Genomic DNA, 17,089 nt, shown 5'->3' with positions numbered 1-17,089 from the left:
ACCTAACTTTTGTGGCCCAAGTCATTTCCAGTCCGTTTTTCTTTATTTTATTCTTTTTCAATAAACATAAGATATAAAAAGTAAGGCGCCCCGATAATAGCAGCAATAATACCAGTTGGGATACCAGTACCGATAAGGAGGAGACGGCCAATGGTATCAGCAATCAGTAGAAGAATCATACCAACCATCATAGCGGCAGGGAGATTGATTTGATGCTGACTGCCCAGCCAACGTTTAGTTATGTGGCCTGAGATCAGGCCGATAAAGGTAATATTTCCAATCAGAGCAACACTGAGAGAAGCCAAAATAGTAGCCATTACTAGGGTGACCAGACGTTCTCTTTGAAGGTTTAAGCCGAGGGCTAGAGCAGTTTGATCATTGAGATTCATGATATTAAGAGAACGGCTGCGGCTAAATGTGACTCCCCATGCTAACAGCAGCAAGGGCGAAAAAATAGCTAGACTGGCCCAATCATTACCAGTGATCTCTCCACTGAGCCAGGAGATAATATACTCCATCTTATTGTTATCACTTTTACTAATAATAGCAATCATGATTCCAGATAGCATGCTGGACATCCCAACACCTGTAATAATCAATCGAGTTGGACTGATATTCCGATTCCGATTGAGAGAGATCAGGTAGACGACAAGGATGGCAGACAGACCACCTACGATGGCTAAAAGAGGTAAACTCCTTGATGTTGTCAGATCATTTTGATCCAAGACACTGATAGTGATAACCATGGCTAGACCTGCTCCAGCATTGATCCCTAAAATACCAGAATCCGCTAAGGAATTCTTAGTTAGAGTTTGCAGTAGACTGCCGGCTAGAGCGAGTGATCCGCCCCCAATAATACAGGCTAGGATACGAGGCAGTCTAATCTGAGTGATAATAAAGCTAGCAGCAGAATCACCCTGTCCTACTAAGAGTTTGAAAATATCTACAGGACCCGTCTGTGTATAACCTAGTGAGAGGGCTAGTAAGATTATCAGGATTAAAAGAATCGTCAGCAGAGCAAAGTTTTTGATAAGGCTAACCTTTGGCGTCATAGATTACCTCCCCTTCGGACTAACCATAAAAAGCAGGGTAAGCCGATGATACTGATGAGCGAGCTGATAGGGACTTCTGTTGGCGGATTAAGCACTCGGCTGACCAGATCGACATAGAGCATAAAGGTAGCCCCAGCTAAGGCAGATAGAGGCAGTAAACTGCGATAATTTCTAGCGATAAAGACCCGCATAAAGTGAGGAATAATGAGCCCAATAAAAGCAATCGAACCTACTAAGGCAACAGCTCCTGCCGAGAGTAGGAGCACAATACCTAGTAGACAAAAGCTGATGATATTGGTGCGCTGTCCAAGCGATCGAGAGACCGTTTCGTCGAGGCTGAGGATAGTTAACTGGTGAGATAAGCCCTGTGCTAGAAAGAGTCCCGCAATAATAACTGGAGCAATGATCGTCAACATTTTCCAATTAATCTGAGCCAGACTACCAGCCTGCCAACCAATAACACTAGTCTCTAAATTGAAATAGAGTGTTAGAGCCTGTCCGATCGATGAAAAGAGCATAGAGACCATAGCTCCAGCTAGGATGAGACGGATAGCATGGTATCCCTTGCCTGGCTGATAGGCAAGACCAAATACGAGAAAGGCGGTCAGAAAAGATCCCAATAAGCAAAGGACAAGGATGAGACTATAATGCAGACTACCAAAAATAGCATAGCCTATAATAAGTGCCAGACCAGCTCCAGCATTGATCCCTAAAAGACCGGGATCGGCGATTGGATTGCGTGTAACCCCCTGCATAATAGCCCCTGATTGTGCCATAGCAGCTCCAACTAGGGTCGCAGCCATTAAGCGTGGTAAACGAAGGTCTATAATAACATCTTGATCAGCTGAATCGGTCAGGGGATGTATCAGGACTTGCAGCACTTGATCTTGAGAATAGTTAATAGCCCCAAAACGCAATGAGAGATAACTGGCACAGATAAATGCCAAGAGCATAACGAAAAAAACAAGCCACACTTTACTTGGCTTATTTTTTAGCTTTTTTCGATGGATAAGATGAATCGAAAACATGGGCGGGTTCCTTTTAGTTTTGTACCTTCTTGACAGCGTCCACAAAAGCAGGGAGTTGTTTATCTAAAGACATAGGATCAGAGAAGTAAAAGAGTGATTCATCCACTTCAAGGACGTGATTATTTTTGACTGCAGGAATATTTTTCCAAACATCGCTTTCCTTGAGAGAGCTAGCTGAATTTTTAGTAGACTGACTGACATTAAGGATAGCGTAGTCGCCAATATAATCACCAAGTACCTCTTGTGAGACACCATAATAACCTGTAGAAAAGACATCGTTCTGAACTTTTTGTGGCGCTTTATAGCCGAGAGCATCATAAATTAATTCACCGCCACGGCCCCAGTTATTACCGTAAAGATAGATATCCTTGTCATAAAAATCCATAACGGTAAAGGTGCTAGATTTCGCTAAATAAGGATCTAGCTCTTTTTTAGCTTGGCTAACTTTGGTTTTCCAGCTGTCCAGCCAAGATTTAGCTTCTTTTTCCTTATCAAAAATCTTTCCCAAATCTGTCATGACTTGTAGGTAATCCCGTTTACCGTATTCAATGACAAGAACAGGCGCTATTTTCTTGAGCTGCTTAATATTCTTATCTGTTGAAAAGACTATGATAAGATCAGGATTTTCAGCTGCAATGGCTTCCGTATCCTCTGAGGTTAACTTCTTAGCTTTTTTTAGCTTATCACCGAAAGCAGGACTGTCAATCTCATTGTCTAGTGAATAGCTGGAAACATCAACACCAAGTTTGAGGAGATAGCCGGTATAAGAATAAGCAAAATTAACAACTTTTTTAGGGTTCTTAGGAATATCACCGCTATAACTATAACCAGTGATTTTAGGCATGGATGAGAGTTCAGTTTGCTTATCTTGCTTGTTCTTACCGCAAGCGACAAGAACAATAACAGCAAGCAGAGCAAATGCAGTCAGTAATGTTTTTTTCATGGTAGCTCCTTCTTTATGATTTAGCTAATTGATAGGTTAATAATATAGGACGTTGATGAACAGGATCCTGGGCTAGCTGGACCTCAATATTGAAGATATCCTTGAGAATATCTGGTGTCATGATAGCTTCAACCTCACCTCGATATTTTATCTGTCCTGCCTTCATGGCTAATAAATAATCGGAAAAGCGGGCTGATAAATTGAGATCATGCAGTACCATGATAATGGTTTTTCCCATCGTCTGATTGAGTTTTTTCAGAAGCTCAAGGATTTCCAACTGATGGTTCATATCTAAATAAGTCGTCGGTTCATCTAAAAAAATAGTATCCGTATCTTGTGCGAGAGCCATAGCAATCCAGACCCGCTGACGCTGTCCACCAGAGAGGTTGTCCACCAGCTCATTAGCATAGGTAGTGACGTCAGTAGCTTCCATAGCCCAATGAATCTTGGTGAGATCTTCTTGAGTCAAGCTACCGAGATAACGTTGGTGGGGGAAGCGACCGTAAGAGATCAAATCATACACAGTGATCCCTTGGGTAGCTTCTAAGACCTGAGGGAGGAGCGCTATCTTTTTAGCGATAGCCTTAGTAGGTAAAGATGCAATATCTTGACCATCTAAGAAAATATGACCGCTTTTAATACCTTGAATGCGAGTTAAGGACTTGAGTAAGGTAGACTTACCACAACCATTAGCACCGATGATGGTAGTAATCTTTTCTGGTGCAATCGATACAGAGAGGTCTTCGATAATGCTTTTTTTATCGTAAGCGACCTGAATATGATCTGCCTTGATTGTAGACATAGACCTCTTCTTTCTAAGGCCACTCTAGCGACTAGATAACGCTAGCAGCCGTCTGTTTTAAAAGCAATAATAACTAAAATAACTTGATTTTCAAGGCTTATAAAACTGAAAATCTTTTCACATTATAGCATAGATGACTGAATTTTTAAACGATTTTTATAAATGATCAAGGAACAGGAAAAGCTAATCCCCTCAAGGGATTAGCTTAATTAGAATCATTCTAAATAGAGAAATTATGGATCATATTTATAAATATTTTTTAGCTACTGCCAAGTCACCTTCATAGGCTTCACGTCTGCCATTGATGATCTGAAAAGCATCGGCCCCCTTACCAGCAATAATGACCGCATCCTGATTATTGCTGGTTTGGCTCATGGCCTGCTTGATCGCCAATTCTCGATCGACTGTGATAGTGACGGGTCTGCTGATATAGCCAGCAATTTCTTGAGCGATAGTGTAAGGATCTTCCTTGTTTGGATCATCAGCTGATAAGATCACCTGCAACTCAGGATAGGAGTTGATGACGGCTCCAAAGTCAGCTCGTCGGCTTTCGCCCTTATTGCCAGGTGCTCCTAAAATCAGAGTAACCTGGCCGGTTTGATGCTGAGTGACAACCTCTAGGAGTTTTTGCAAACTATCTCCATTGTGGGCATAGTCTACAAAGATCTTGGCGCCATTAGCTTGAGTGAGGACCTCCATTCGTCCTGGAACCCTAGTAGCAGAGATCGCTTGTTTAATATCAGCAGGACTAACGCCTAGACGCAAGCAAGCTAAGCCAGCTGCTAAGGCATTTTCTTGATTGAACTCCCCAATTAGTTGGATGTCATAGTGGTCAGCTAAAAGCCCGCTGGCTTGAAATGAAAAGGCATGGCTTTCTATGATCTGATTATCAGACAAAGGACCATAAAAATCATGAGGTTGATTTGCCACTTGATCACGAACGATAGCAAAGTGACTCATGCCAGCATTCACCACAACTGCCTTGCTGTGCTTCATCAGTAAACGCTTGTGATAGAAATAATCCTCAAATGTAGGATGCTCGATAGGACCGATATGGTCAGGACTGATATTAAGAAAAACACCAACATCAAACGATAAACCATAAACACGCTTAACCAAAAAGGCTTGACTAGAGACCTCCATGATCAAGTGCGTACGCCCATTATCGACTGCCTCGGCCATCATCCTAAAAAGATCCAAACTCTCTGGAGTCGTCAAGGTAGATTTAAAAAAATTTTCCCCATCTAATGTGGTATGCATGGTTGACAGCATGGCAGGCTTGTGACTTTGCTTAAGCATGTTAAAGGCAAAATAGGCAGCCGTTGTTTTTCCCTTAGTCCCTGTAAAGGCGAGGAGTTTTAACTTATCTTGTGGATTGCCGTAAAAAGCCATAGCAATCAGACTCATAGCCTGCTTGACATCATTGACTAATATAGCTGGAATACCAACCTCATAATCTTTCTCAGCGATATAAAAGGTAAGCCCAGCTTCGACAGCTCCTTCCAGATATTCCTTCTTAAAGGTAGCACCTTTGACAAAAAAGAGGGTGTCTGGCTGGCACTCACGGCTATTGTAGCTGATGCTAGAAAAAGTCCGTGATTCCCAATCATAATAAAACTCACCATTATGACTAATATCTCTAAAATTTTGATCTTGCTTGAGAATATCAAGCACTTGTTTTATGCTAATCATAGCTTCTATTTTAGACTGAATGCTCCAGTTTTACAAGTCACTGGCAAAAGTTTATAATAAAACGAATCCCTTTTTAAGAAAGAAGAGAAATGTCTGAAACAAAACAATTAACCCAGAGTCAAAAGATGGTCAGTGGGACCCTATGGTCGACTATTGGAAACACCAGCAGTCGTCTTCTAGGGGCGCTCTACATCATCCCTTGGTATGCCTGGATGGGAAACTATGGCAGCCAGGCCAATGCTCTCTACGGTATGGGCTATACGATCTATGCTTATTTTCTACTCCTATCGACTACAGGGCTGAATGTTGCCGTATCTAAGCAGATTGCCAAATATAATGCTCTTGGCAAAGAAGACCATTCGATTCACTTAATCAAGAGTTTCTTAAAGGTTATGGTGATTGTTGGTCTGATTTTTGCGGCGATTATGTATCTAGGAGCTCCCTTATTTGCAGCATTCTCAGGTACAGGGAAAGAATTAGTACCGGTTATTCACAGTTTGTCCTTTGCTGTTCTGGTTTTTCCAGCCATGAGTGTTATTCGAGGAATATTTCAGGGATATAGTGACTTCAAGCCCTTTGCCATGAGTCAAATGTTCGAGCAGATTATCCGGGTGATCTGGATGTTGCTGACGACTTATATGATCATGCAGATGGGATCGGGCGATTATATCAGTGCAGTGACCCAGTCTACGTTTGCAGCTTTTATTGGGATGCTTGCAAGCATGCTTGTCCTAGTTTATTATCTAAAAAAAGCTGGTCTCTTAACCAAGATTCTTGCGAAAACTGACGAGACGATTGCAATAGATACCTTGGGACTGATGAAGGAAACACTCATTTCTGCCGTTCCTTTTATCGTGACAGGCTCAGCTATTCAGACTTTGCAGTTGATTGATCAAGGTACCTTTAGCAACACCCTAGCTGCCATTACAGACTTAACCAAAACAGATCTTAAAGTACTCTTTGCCTACCTATCAGCTAATCCTAGCAAGATCAATATGATTCTAATTTCTGTTGCGACTTCTATCGGTGGTGTAGGAATTCCAATTTTGACAGAATCTTACGTCAAAAAAGATAGCGATGGCTTAAAGAAGCTGGTAGTCAATAACCTTCAGATGGTATTGGTTTTCATGTTTCCAGCTGTTGTGGGAAGCTTGATCTTAGCTAAGCCAATCTATATTATATTTTACGGACCATCCGAGCAGATTGCTCTCAATCTCTTTATGGGGGTCATGGCTCAGACGATTTTTTTAGCCATCTATTCCCTTTTAGCTCCGATGCTTCTCGCTCTTTTTGAAGGCCGTGCAGCTATACGCTATTTCTTGCTAGGAATGGCGATTAAGCTGGTCTTTCAATTTCCAACACTTTATGTCTTTGGGGTTTATGGGCCTATTTTATCGACGATTATTGCCCTCTGGGTGCCTATTGTCCTTATGTATTTCAAGGTTCAAGAAGTCACAGAATTTAAGCATACTGACGTCTGGCAATCAGTTAAGACAATTAGTTGGATGACAGCTGCTATGGCGGCGGCCGTTCTATTCGCTTATCTGCTTTTGAATCTCTATTATCCAGCTCAAGGTCGTCTCTTGAGCTTGATCCATCTGGTTCTTCTAGGAGGCATGGGAGTTTTGATCTATGCCTACCTTTCTCTCAAAACGAGACAGATTGATGGTATTATTGGTAGCCGTGCAGACAGCTTAAGAGCACGTCTACATATCAGATGATTAAACCGATTAAGAAAATACAAGAAAAAGATTGCAACAGAAAGCTGCAATCTTTTTTGTTATAGGGGGCGTTTATAGCTGATTATCAGAAATAAGTTAGCCAGCACCTCTATTTTTGGCAATGAAATCGTGCTAGAATATTAGGAAATGAGGAGGTCTTTTATGACAAAAAGAGATTTTAAGTTGGCAACCCTACTAGCCCATGCTGGGATCAACTCTGACCATGAAACGGGAGCTCTGGCTTCTCCAATCCATTTTTCAACGACCTATCAGCACCCAGAATTTGGACAATCGACAGGTTTTGACTATACTCGGACCAAAAATCCCACACGAGCAACCTTGGAAAGCACATTGGCTGTGATTGAGAAGGCCAACTATGCTATTGCGACAAGTTCAGGAATGAGTGCCATCGTCTTAGCTATGGAAATTTTTCCGGTAGGCAGCAAGGTTGTAGCGGCGCGTGATCTATATGGGGGATCTTTTCGTTGGTTCAACGACAAGGAAAAAGAAGACCGCTTTTTCTTTACCTATACTAATTCACAAGAAGAAATGCTAGAGGCGATCAGTGAGGATACTGATCTTGTCTACATCGAGACACCGACCAATCCCCTCATGATTGAATTTGATATTGAAAAGATAGCGAAATTAGCCCATGAAAAGGGGGCTAAAGTTGTAGTAGATAATACATTTTATAGTCCTATCTACCAAAATCCAATCCCATTAGGGGCAGATATTGTTGTTCACTCTGCGACGAAGTATCTAGCAGGACATAATGATGTCTTAGCGGGTGTGGTGATCACTGATCAAAAAGAACTCTACGAAAACCTCCTCTATAATCTCAACACAACTGGTCCTAATCTTTCTCCATTTGACAGTTATATGCTGATGAGAGGGTTAAAAACTCTGAAATTGCGTATGGAGACATCAACAGAAAATGCCAGGCAGATTGCGAACTTTCTAGAGAGTTCACCAGCTGTTAAGGAAGTCCTCTATACTGGCAAAGGCGGGATGATTTCTTTCAAGGTCGTTGATCAAAGTAGGATTCCCACTCTTATCAATCGTTTAGAGGTCTTCACCTTTGCAGAAAGTCTAGGTGGTGTTGAGAGCTTAATTACCTATCCTGCAACTCAAACCCATGCGGATATCCCAGCGGAAGTCCGCCAGTCTTATGGGTTAACAGATGATCTATTACGACTATCCATCGGTATCGAAGATGTTGAAGATCTGATTGCAGATCTCAAGCAAGTACTAGGAGGATATGATGACTAAATATGATTTTACAACCCTTCCCAATCGCTTAAACAATCACTCGGTCAAATGGAAGGAGGTTGAAGCTGATAAAGACTTGCTACCTCTTTGGGTGGCTGATATGGATTTTGTAGCCTTTCCAGAGATGATAGCAGCTATACAAAACTACGCAGATTTTGGAGTCTATGGCTATCCCTACGTCTGGGACGAGGTGCTCGAAGCTATTGAGAATTGGGAAAAAAATGAACATGCCTATCATTTTGATCGCAGTGCCCTAGTTCTTGTTGAAGGAGTTGTCCCAGCTATTTCAATAGCTATACAGGCTTTTACCCAGGAAAATGATGCGGTTCTCATCAATACTCCTGTTTATCCTCCCTTTGCACGCTCTGTCAAGCTCAATAATCGTAAACTCATTGAAAACCCTTTGGTAGAGCGCAATAGCCACTTTGAAATTGATTTTACCCAGCTAGAAAAAGATATCCTAGAAAACGATGTTAAACTCTATGTTTTCTGCAACCCCCATAACCCGGGTGGCCGTGTTTGGTCGGCAGAAGAAATCGCCAAGATAGCTGAGATCTGCAAAAATCATGGCGTCTTGCTCATATCAGATGAAATTCACCAAGACTTAGCACTCTTTGGCGCCAAGCATCATAGCTTTAACACAGTGGGTGATTACGCTGATTTCACGGTCATCCTCTCTAGTGCAACAAAGACCTTCAATGTTGCAGGAACCAAGAACAGTTTTGCCATCATTGAAAATCCTGAGTTACGTGCCCAGTTTAAACAACGTCAACTCGCTAATAATCAGCACGAAGTACCAACGATCGGTCTGATTACGACACAGACAGCTCTGACTAAAGGAAAAGCATGGTTGGAGCAATTAAAGCAAGTCCTCGAGCAAAATATTACACTAGCTGTGGATTACTTACAGGACAATACTAAGATTAAAGTCATGAAACCAGAAGGAACCTATTTGATTTGGTTAGATTTCTCAGATTATGGCTTATCAGAGGAAGAACTACACCGCAAAATCAAGGAAGAAGCAAAGTTGATTTTGAATGTGGGGACCACATTTGGACCAGGAGGGGAGCAGCATGCCCGCCTAAATGTCGCAACACCAAGGGCAGTGGTTCAAGAAGCTGTAGAGCGCCTAGCAAAAGTCTTCCCTAAATGATTAAGGGGGAAGGCTATCCAACCACTGCATCAATTTTGTAAATCTTGAATTATGTTAATGAGTCTGGACTTTTGTCCCAGACTCATGATTTTTTCTGCACTACCTTAAAAATGACACAGGATTTGGTATAATAGAGAAAACATAGAAAGAAGAGACGAATTATGGGAAAATTTCAAATCATTGCGCACCCGCTTATCCAACACAAGTTATCAATTCTTCGCAGGGAGGATACTTCGACCAAGCATTTTCGTGAATTAGTAGATGAGATCGCTATGCTTATGGGCTATGAAGTCTCCCGAGATCTCCCCTTAGAGGATGTGGAGATCCAGACCCCCATTACCAAGACGACGCAAAAGCAACTAGCTGGTAAAAAGTTGGCCATCGTTCCTATTCTCCGTGCAGGTATCGGAATGGTCGATGGGTTAGTGAGTCTTGTTCCAGCTGCTAAAGTTGGACATATCGGGATGTACCGTGATGAGGAAACCCTGCAACCAGTTGAATATCTTGTGAAATTGCCAGAAGATATCGATCAACGTCAAATTTTCTTAGTTGATCCTATGCTAGCAACAGGTGGCTCAGCTATCTTGGCCGTTGATTCTCTGAAAAAGCGTGGTGCGACAAATATCAAGTTTGTCTGCTTGGTTGCAGCACCAGAAGGGGTAAAAGCGCTACAAGAAGCTCATCCAGATATTGATATATACACAGCAGCTCTAGATGAAAAATTGAATGAAAATGGCTATATTGTCCCAGGACTAGGAGATGCGGGGGATAGACTGTTTGGCACCAAATAACCCCAAGTAAAAGAGACTGAGAGTCTGGACTTTGGTTCCAGACTCTTTTCGTTCAAAGATTTTGATAGGACGAGTATAATCGGTACTTTTTCTTTCTTGCTTGATCTCATTTACATGTCTATTTTCTTAAGGAATAATAGTTTTTATTTGACCAAAATTGACCATTTAGGTATAATGTGACTAATCATTTAGACAAAAGGAGATTACATTACTATGATTCCTGTAGTTATTGAACAAACCAGCCGTGGTGAGCGCTCTTATGATATTTACTCACGCTTATTGAAGGATCGCATTATCATGGTGACCGGTGCAGTTGAAGATCAAATGGCAAACTCTATTATTGCCCAACTACTCTTCTTGGATGCTCAAGACAATACAAAAGACATTTACATGTATGTCAATACACCTGGTGGTTCTGTATCGGCTGGTCTTGCGATTGTTGATACGATGAATTTTATCAAATCAGATGTTCAAACTATCGTGATGGGGATGGCGGCATCAATGGGAACTGTCATTGCTTCGTCAGGGGCTAAGGGAAAACGTTTCATGCTTCCTAATGCAGAGTACATGATTCACCAACCAATGGGAGGTACTGGTGGAGGTACGCAACAATCTGATATGGCCATTGCCGCTGAGCATCTATTAAAAACACGTAATAATTTGGAACAAATTTTGGCGGATAACTCAGGTCAATCCTTGGAAAAAGTCCATGTTGATGCTGAGCGTGATAATTGGATGTCAGCTCAAGAAACTCTTGAATACGGTTTTATCGATGAAATCATGGAAAATAATGCCCTGAAATAAAAAGGCATTCCAAGATTGACAATATAAGCCTTCTTATAGCAAAATGACCTAAGACGATCAAGTAATAGGTCATTTTTTGTTATAATGGTAGCATGTTAAAAATCAATGAGGACTTATTTGCGATTGATGATCAGATTGATCAGCTAGTGGCTGCCCTTTTAGAAACCCCTCAATTTAGGCGATTTCAAGAGGCTAAGCGAGCTTTTGAAGCAGACAACATGCTGCAACAATCCTTAGAGGAATTCAAACAGTTAAAGAATAGCTATGAAGAGGTGGCTTCTTTTGCCCAGTATCGACCGGAGATTGGGCAGCTAAAGCGCCAAATGTTACAGAAAAAAAGAGCCTTGGATCTGGCGCCTCTGACGCAAGAATTGAGAAATAGTGAGCTGGACCTGCAGGAGCTACTAGCAGAGATTACCAAGGGGTTAACAAAGGCTGTCGCAAAAGATATTTTTGTCGATACAGGATTACCTTTAGCACCTAGAAAGCGACCGCATGGCTACAACCCAGACCAACATATAAGGGAGAAAGGAGGGAAATGATGTTCCAAAAACAAGAAAGACGAGGGATCTTTGTCTATCTTTACTATAATAGAGAAGCCAAGAAGCTCCAGCAATTTGGTGATATTATCTATCATTCTAAACGCTTTCGTTATGTGCATCTATACTGTGATGCCTCGGATCTGAAAGCTAGTATTGCCAAGCTAAAATCCCTCAAATATGTCAAGCGTGTTCGAGTGTCAAACTTAGACGGAATTGATCAAAATTTTGTGGGCAACTTATATCGAGCGGATCAGGAATTGCAGCAGCAAAACTCTTAGGGAACGCCTTTGGCTGCCTGCTCAGATCAGTGCCTCCCGCTTAATAATCTATCAGTAAATGACAAAATGTCTGAACCTAGGAAGATTAACCTAGGTTTTTTAATGCAAAATTCTATAGTTTAGCAAAAAGAGCAGACCTCTTGACAATTGTCTGATAATTCTGTATTCTATGAAAAGACTTTTAACATCAAGCTTAGGCTTTCTAAGCCCCTGTTTTTCACCCCTCTAGGCTATCTTAGCTGAGGAAAGTATATAGAAGTGATAAGGAGAATAATCTAATGTATAAAAAGATTATCGCTACAAGTGCCCTTCTTTTAGCGTCGATCATCTTGGTAGCCTGTGGGAAAACACCAGATGTCACAAGCAGTGCTGAAGGGACTAAGATTGGAGATGCCATTAAGATCGGTGTCGATATGGAGTTGACTGGTCCTGTGTCTGCCTACGGGGCAGCTGAATACAACGGTATCAAGCTAGCTGCTAGCGAGATCAATAAAGCTGGTGGTATTGAGGGTAAAAAGATTGAACTTGTCGCAAAGGACAATAAATCTGAAAATGCAGAAGCCTCCACAGCTGCGACTAACTTGGCTGTTCAAAGTCAGGTCAACGCTATCATAGGCCCGGCAACATCAGGTGCCGTAGCGGCGGCCTCGCTCAATGCTCAAAAAACGGGTGTTCCCTTACTATCGCCAAGTGGTACCCAAGATGATCTTACAGTTGAGGAAAAAGATGGCAAACAGACAGCTAAACAATTTGTTTTCCGCACAACTTTCCGTGACAGTTTTCAAGGTGAAGTTCTAGCTCAGTATTCTTATCAAGATATGAAGGCTAAGAAAGTCGTTCTCTTTTACGATAACTCCAGCGACTATGCCAAGGGTATCGCTGATGAATTCAAAAAGACTTACAAAGGGAAGGTCGTAGCGACCAAGACATTTGCTGCCAAAGATACAGACTTTCAGTCTAGCTTGACCAGCATCAAAAATCTTGATTATGATGCTATTGTTATGCCTGGTTATTATACGGAGACAGGACTGATTACCAAACAGGCTCGTGATATGGGGATTGATCAACCAATCTTAGGACCTGATGGATTCAGTGATGCAACCTTTGTAGATCTAGCTGGTAAAAAGAATACAACTAATGTCTACTATGTCTCAGGTTACTCAACTAAGGTCAACTTATCAGACAAGGCTGGATCCTTTATCGATAATTTTAAAGAGAAAAATGGCCAAGATCCAAACATGTTTGCAGCCCTAGGCTACGACTCAGTTTATATGATTGCAGAAGCAGCCAAAGGTGCTAACAATTCTGTTGAGTTAGCTAAAAATTTATCTAATTTAAAAGACTTTGAAGGTATCACTGGTAACATGACAATTGATAAGCTCCACAATCCTATCAAGTCAGCTGTTATGGTAAAACTAGAAAACGGAGCTGAAAGCTCAGCAGATGCTGTTACCGTTAAATAATCGTCACTACTAATTGACTAAAAACACTAGAAAGTTTGGTATATTATGTTAGAACAACTGGTTAATGGTCTAGTCTTGGGGAGTATTTATGCTCTCTTGGCACTAGGATATACCATGGTCTATGGGATTATTAAACTCATTAACTTTGCTCATGGGGACCTTTTTATGATGGGAGCCTTTATCGGCTATTATGCCATCAATGGTCTTCACATGAACTTTTGGCTGGCCTTGATTTTTTCAATGATCGTCACCGCTATTCTTGGGATGTTGATCGAATTTTTGGCCTACCGACCACTGCGTAATTCGACGCGCATTTCTGCCTTGATTACAGCTATTGGGGTATCCTTCCTTTTGGAATATACCATGGTTTACTTCTTTGGTTCCAATACCCGCTCTTATCCTGAAACTATCCATAAGGTTAATTATGATTTCTTGGGTATCTTCCAAATTTCAAATATTCAAATCTTGATCGTGGTTGTCGCTATTATTTTAATGATCGCACTACAATTAATTGTCAAGAAAACTAAGATGGGGAAAGCCATGCGAGCTGTATCTGTTGATAGCGATGCCGCTCAGCTAATGGGAATTAATGTCGATACCACTATTAGCTTTACCTTTGCGCTTGGCTCAGCCATCGCTGGTGCCTCGGGTGTCCTATTTAGTGTCCTGTATGGATCCATGGAGCCGCTCATGGGAATGATCCCAGGAATCAAGGCTTTTGTTGCTGCAGTTCTTGGCGGTATTGGTATCATTCCTGGTGCAGCACTTGGTGGTTTTGTAATCGGTATTTTGGAAACCCTAGCCAATGCTCTGGACCTATCAACTTATCGAGATGCTATTGTATATGCTGTTTTGATTATCATTCTTTTGGTTCGTCCAGCAGGTATCCTTGGTAAAAATGTGAAAGAGAAGGTGTAAGACATGAAAAAGACTCTAAAATTAAATCTTATCTGGCTTGCCCTTATTGTTGCAGTTTTTGCAGTTCTCCAAATCTTAGCCAGCACTGGTATTTTAAATCTCTACTATATTCAAATTTTGATGGGGATAGGTATTAGTATTTTGATGGGATTGGGGACCAATTTGGTCCTTGGATTCTCTGGTCAGTTTACCTTGGGTCAGGCTGGTTTTATGGCTATAGGTGCCTATTCGACAGCCATTATCACATCCAAATATCCCACCTATGATGGCTTTTACTGGTCTATGTTGGTAGGAATTATTATTGCCGCAGTAGTGGCTGTGATCTTTGGTGTACCAACCCTACGACTCAAAGGGGACTATCTTGCTATTGCGACCTTGGGTATGGGAGAGATTATCCGTATAGTAATTATCAACGGTGGCACACTGACCAATGGTCCCGCAGGACTGACAGGCATTTTGCCCTATACATCTTGGCAAGTGATCTTCCTATTTGTTGTTGGGATTACGATCTTAGTGCTCAATTTCTTAAGATCGTCTACAGGACGTCAGATTATCGCAGTTCGTGAGGATGAAATTGCAGCTGAATCTATGGGCGTCAATCTTACTCGTCAAAAAGTCTTGGTCTTTGTCATGGGGGCTATCATTTCAGCGATTGCTGGTTCTCTCTATGTTAGCTATATCGGAACTGTAGTTCCAAAAGATTTCACCATCATGAAATCTATTGATTACCTCATCATCGCTGTTATGGGAGGACTGGGCTCTATCACAGGTACTATCATCGCTGGTATTGTTTTGGGAATCTTAAATATGTTCTTGCAAAATTTCTCAGACCTCCGCATGATTATTTACTCATTGGCTCTGATTTTGGTCATGATTTTCCGCCCAGGCGGTCTGCTAGGTACAAAAGAATTTATGCTATCACGCTTCTTTAAAAAGGATAAGGAGGGCAAACACTAATGGCACTTCTTAATGTAAAAAACTTGACCAAAAATTTTGGTGGTCTGACTGCTGTTGGTGATGTGACCATGGAGCTCAATGAAGGAGAGCTAGTAGGTCTTATCGGTCCCAACGGTGCTGGGAAGACAACCCTTTTCAACCTTTTGACTGGTGTCTATGAGCCAAGTGAAGGAACTGTTACTCTCGACGGTGTTTTACTCAATGGGAAGGCACCTCATAAGATTGCTTCACTAGGGTTATCACGTACCTTCCAAAATATTCGTCTCTTCAAAAACATGACGGTTTTGGAAAATGTCTTGATTGGTTTTGCCAATCATAATAATCCTCATCTTTTGGCCTCCTTCCTACGGCTGCCAAAATTCTATCAAAGTGAAGAGAAGCTCGAGCAGAGAGCTTTAGAATTGCTCGATATTTTTGATCTAGCAGATGATGCCCAAACCTTGGCTAATAATCTTCCCTATGGTCAACAAAGACGGCTGGAGATTGTCCGTGCCCTAGCAACTGAGCCTAAAATTCTATTTCTCGATGAGCCTGCTGCAGGTATGAATCCACAGGAAACAGCAGAGCTAACGGCTTTGATTCGTAAGATCAAAGAAGAATTTGGCATCACTATTATCCTGATTGAGCATGATATGAACCTAGTGATGGATGTGACAGAGCGCATCTATGTTCTTGAGTATGGACGTTTGATTGCCCAAGGAACACCAGAAGAAATCAAAACTAATAAACGTGTTATTGAAGCTTATCTCGGAGGTGAAGCCTAGTGTCTATGTTGAAAATTGAAAACCTCTCAGTTAGCTACGGTGCCATTGAAGCCGTCAAGGATGTTAGCTTTGAAGTCAATGAAGGTGAGGTTGTTACTCTTATTGGTGCCAATGGTGCGGGTAAAACGTCTATTTTACGCACTATTTCAGGCTTGGTTCGCCCGACGTCAGGGACTATTACTTATCTTGACAATGATATTAGCAAAACACCTGCTCGTAAGATTGTAGCAGATGGTCTAGCCCAAGTTCCTGAGGGACGCCATGTATTTTCAGGTCTAACCGTCTTGGAAAATTTAGAAATGGGAGCCTTTCTTAAGAATAATAAGGAAGAAAATCAGTGCAATTTAGAAAACGTTTTTGAACGTTTTCCGCGCTTACAAGAACGTAAGAATCAAGATGCTGCGACCCTCTCAGGAGGTGAGCAACAAATGCTAGCCATGGGACGTGCTCTCATGAGTCAACCCAAATTGTTGCTGCTAGATGAGCCATCCATGGGATTAGCACCCATCTTTATTCAAGAGATATTCGATATTATCCAAGATATTCAAAAACAAGGCACTACTGTTCTTTTGATTGAGCAAAATGCCAATAAGGCTCTTTCAATAGCTGATCGTGGCTATGTTCTAGAAACAGGAAAAATCGTCCTTTCAGGAACAGGCCAAGAACTGTTAGAATCTGATGAAGTCCGTAAAGCCTATCTCGGAGGCTAGTCGTAAAAGCCAAGGGCAATGCTCTTAGGCTTTTTTCTTACCTTCAAATGGGACGTGTCCTAAGAATAGTTTGCCCTCTGTCAATCGAAATTGATAATGTCTTGAAAAAATCGGTCAGATAAGTGAAAATTGGTTATAATAGTGGTTGAGAGGTATTCCTCTCATGTTTGAATTCTTCATAAGATTTTCCGATTTTATGAAG

The 17,089-nt window shown here is 41.6% G+C and carries 17 protein-coding genes; 12 read left to right on the top strand and 5 right to left on the bottom strand.

The window, feature by feature from the left end; genetic code table 11:
• Window positions 1-47 precede the first annotated feature (47 nt).
• The 5 genes from AC4HAJ_RS08015 to AC4HAJ_RS07995 all read right to left on the bottom strand — a co-directional run bounded on the left by AC4HAJ_RS08015 (window position 48) and on the right by AC4HAJ_RS07995 (window position 5,517).
• Window positions 48-1,052 (bottom strand): FecCD family ABC transporter permease, encoded by a 1,005-nt coding sequence (locus AC4HAJ_RS08015; protein ID WP_491079638.1) that lies wholly within the window; start codon window positions 1,050-1,052, stop codon window positions 48-50.
• The gene (locus AC4HAJ_RS08010; protein WP_491079637.1) at window positions 1,049-2,080 is read right to left on the bottom strand and encodes a FecCD family ABC transporter permease; all 1,032 of its coding nucleotides are present in this window, start codon (window positions 2,078-2,080) and stop codon (window positions 1,049-1,051) included. Before AC4HAJ_RS08010 ends, AC4HAJ_RS08015 begins: the two co-directional genes overlap by 4 nt.
• Window positions 2,081-2,093: 13 nt before the next feature.
• Window positions 2,094-3,023, bottom strand: a complete 930-nt coding sequence (locus AC4HAJ_RS08005) for an ABC transporter substrate-binding protein (RefSeq protein WP_491079636.1) — start codon at window positions 3,021-3,023, stop codon at window positions 2,094-2,096.
• A 13-nt stretch (window positions 3,024-3,036) separates the two neighbouring features.
• Window positions 3,037-3,825, bottom strand: a complete 789-nt coding sequence (locus AC4HAJ_RS08000) for an ABC transporter ATP-binding protein (protein WP_491079635.1) — start codon at window positions 3,823-3,825, stop codon at window positions 3,037-3,039.
• Between the two features lie 246 nt (window positions 3,826-4,071).
• A complete protein-coding gene (locus AC4HAJ_RS07995; protein ID WP_491079634.1) occupies window positions 4,072-5,517 on the bottom strand; it encodes a UDP-N-acetylmuramoyl-L-alanyl-D-glutamate--L-lysine ligase in 1,446 nt (481 codons plus the stop codon).
• An 89-nt stretch (window positions 5,518-5,606) separates the two neighbouring features.
• Here AC4HAJ_RS07995 and AC4HAJ_RS07990 point away from each other — a divergent pair, with 89 nt between their 5' ends.
• The 12 genes from AC4HAJ_RS07990 (at window position 5,607) to AC4HAJ_RS07935 (ending at window position 16,887) form a co-directional block, all read left to right on the top strand.
• Window positions 5,607-7,238: a putative polysaccharide biosynthesis protein gene (locus AC4HAJ_RS07990; RefSeq protein WP_491079633.1), complete on the top strand. Its 1,632-nt coding sequence runs from the start codon at window positions 5,607-5,609 to the stop codon at window positions 7,236-7,238.
• Between the two features lie 162 nt (window positions 7,239-7,400).
• The gene (locus AC4HAJ_RS07985) at window positions 7,401-8,507 is read left to right on the top strand and encodes a cystathionine gamma-synthase (protein WP_491079632.1); all 1,107 of its coding nucleotides are present in this window, start codon (window positions 7,401-7,403) and stop codon (window positions 8,505-8,507) included.
• Complete coding sequence (locus tag AC4HAJ_RS07980; RefSeq protein WP_491079631.1) at window positions 8,500-9,660, top strand: MalY/PatB family protein; 1,161 nt, start codon at window positions 8,500-8,502, stop codon at window positions 9,658-9,660. The genes AC4HAJ_RS07985 and AC4HAJ_RS07980 overlap by 8 nt, the downstream gene beginning before the upstream one ends.
• 161 nt (window positions 9,661-9,821) lie before the next feature.
• Complete coding sequence (gene upp / locus AC4HAJ_RS07975) at window positions 9,822-10,451, top strand: uracil phosphoribosyltransferase (RefSeq protein ID WP_491079630.1); 630 nt, start codon at window positions 9,822-9,824, stop codon at window positions 10,449-10,451.
• A 213-nt stretch (window positions 10,452-10,664) separates the two neighbouring features.
• Entirely contained in the window at window positions 10,665-11,255 is a 591-nt protein-coding gene (locus AC4HAJ_RS07970; protein ID WP_491079629.1) for an ATP-dependent Clp protease proteolytic subunit, read from the top strand.
• Between the two features lie 92 nt (window positions 11,256-11,347).
• A complete protein-coding gene (locus AC4HAJ_RS07965; protein ID WP_491079628.1) occupies window positions 11,348-11,797 on the top strand; it encodes a YlbF/YmcA family competence regulator in 450 nt (149 codons plus the stop codon).
• Window positions 11,797-12,075, top strand: a complete 279-nt coding sequence (locus AC4HAJ_RS07960) for a DUF2129 domain-containing protein (protein ID WP_491079654.1) — start codon at window positions 11,797-11,799, stop codon at window positions 12,073-12,075. Before AC4HAJ_RS07965 ends, AC4HAJ_RS07960 begins: the two co-directional genes overlap by 1 nt.
• Before the next feature lie 278 nt (window positions 12,076-12,353).
• Complete coding sequence (locus AC4HAJ_RS07955; protein WP_491079627.1) at window positions 12,354-13,538, top strand: ABC transporter substrate-binding protein; 1,185 nt, start codon at window positions 12,354-12,356, stop codon at window positions 13,536-13,538.
• A gap of 45 nt (window positions 13,539-13,583) precedes the next feature.
• A complete protein-coding gene (locus AC4HAJ_RS07950; protein WP_491079626.1) occupies window positions 13,584-14,456 on the top strand; it encodes a branched-chain amino acid ABC transporter permease in 873 nt (290 codons plus the stop codon).
• Between the two features lie 3 nt (window positions 14,457-14,459).
• Entirely contained in the window at window positions 14,460-15,413 is a 954-nt protein-coding gene (locus AC4HAJ_RS07945; RefSeq protein WP_491079625.1) for a branched-chain amino acid ABC transporter permease, read from the top strand.
• Window positions 15,413-16,177: an ABC transporter ATP-binding protein gene (locus tag AC4HAJ_RS07940; RefSeq protein ID WP_491079624.1), complete on the top strand. Its 765-nt coding sequence runs from the start codon at window positions 15,413-15,415 to the stop codon at window positions 16,175-16,177. The genes AC4HAJ_RS07945 and AC4HAJ_RS07940 overlap by 1 nt, the downstream gene beginning before the upstream one ends.
• Window positions 16,177-16,887 carry an ABC transporter ATP-binding protein gene (locus tag AC4HAJ_RS07935; RefSeq protein WP_491079623.1) on the top strand — a complete coding sequence of 237 codons (711 nt, stop codon included), beginning with the start codon at window positions 16,177-16,179 and terminating at the stop codon, window positions 16,885-16,887. The genes AC4HAJ_RS07940 and AC4HAJ_RS07935 overlap by 1 nt, the downstream gene beginning before the upstream one ends.
• Window positions 16,888-17,089: the final 202 nt, after the last annotated feature.

Source organism: Streptococcus sp. ALY_211, from assembly GCF_058314555.1.
The sequence above is the reverse complement of the archived record's forward strand: the minus strand, read 5'-3'. Positions and strand labels throughout refer to the sequence as shown.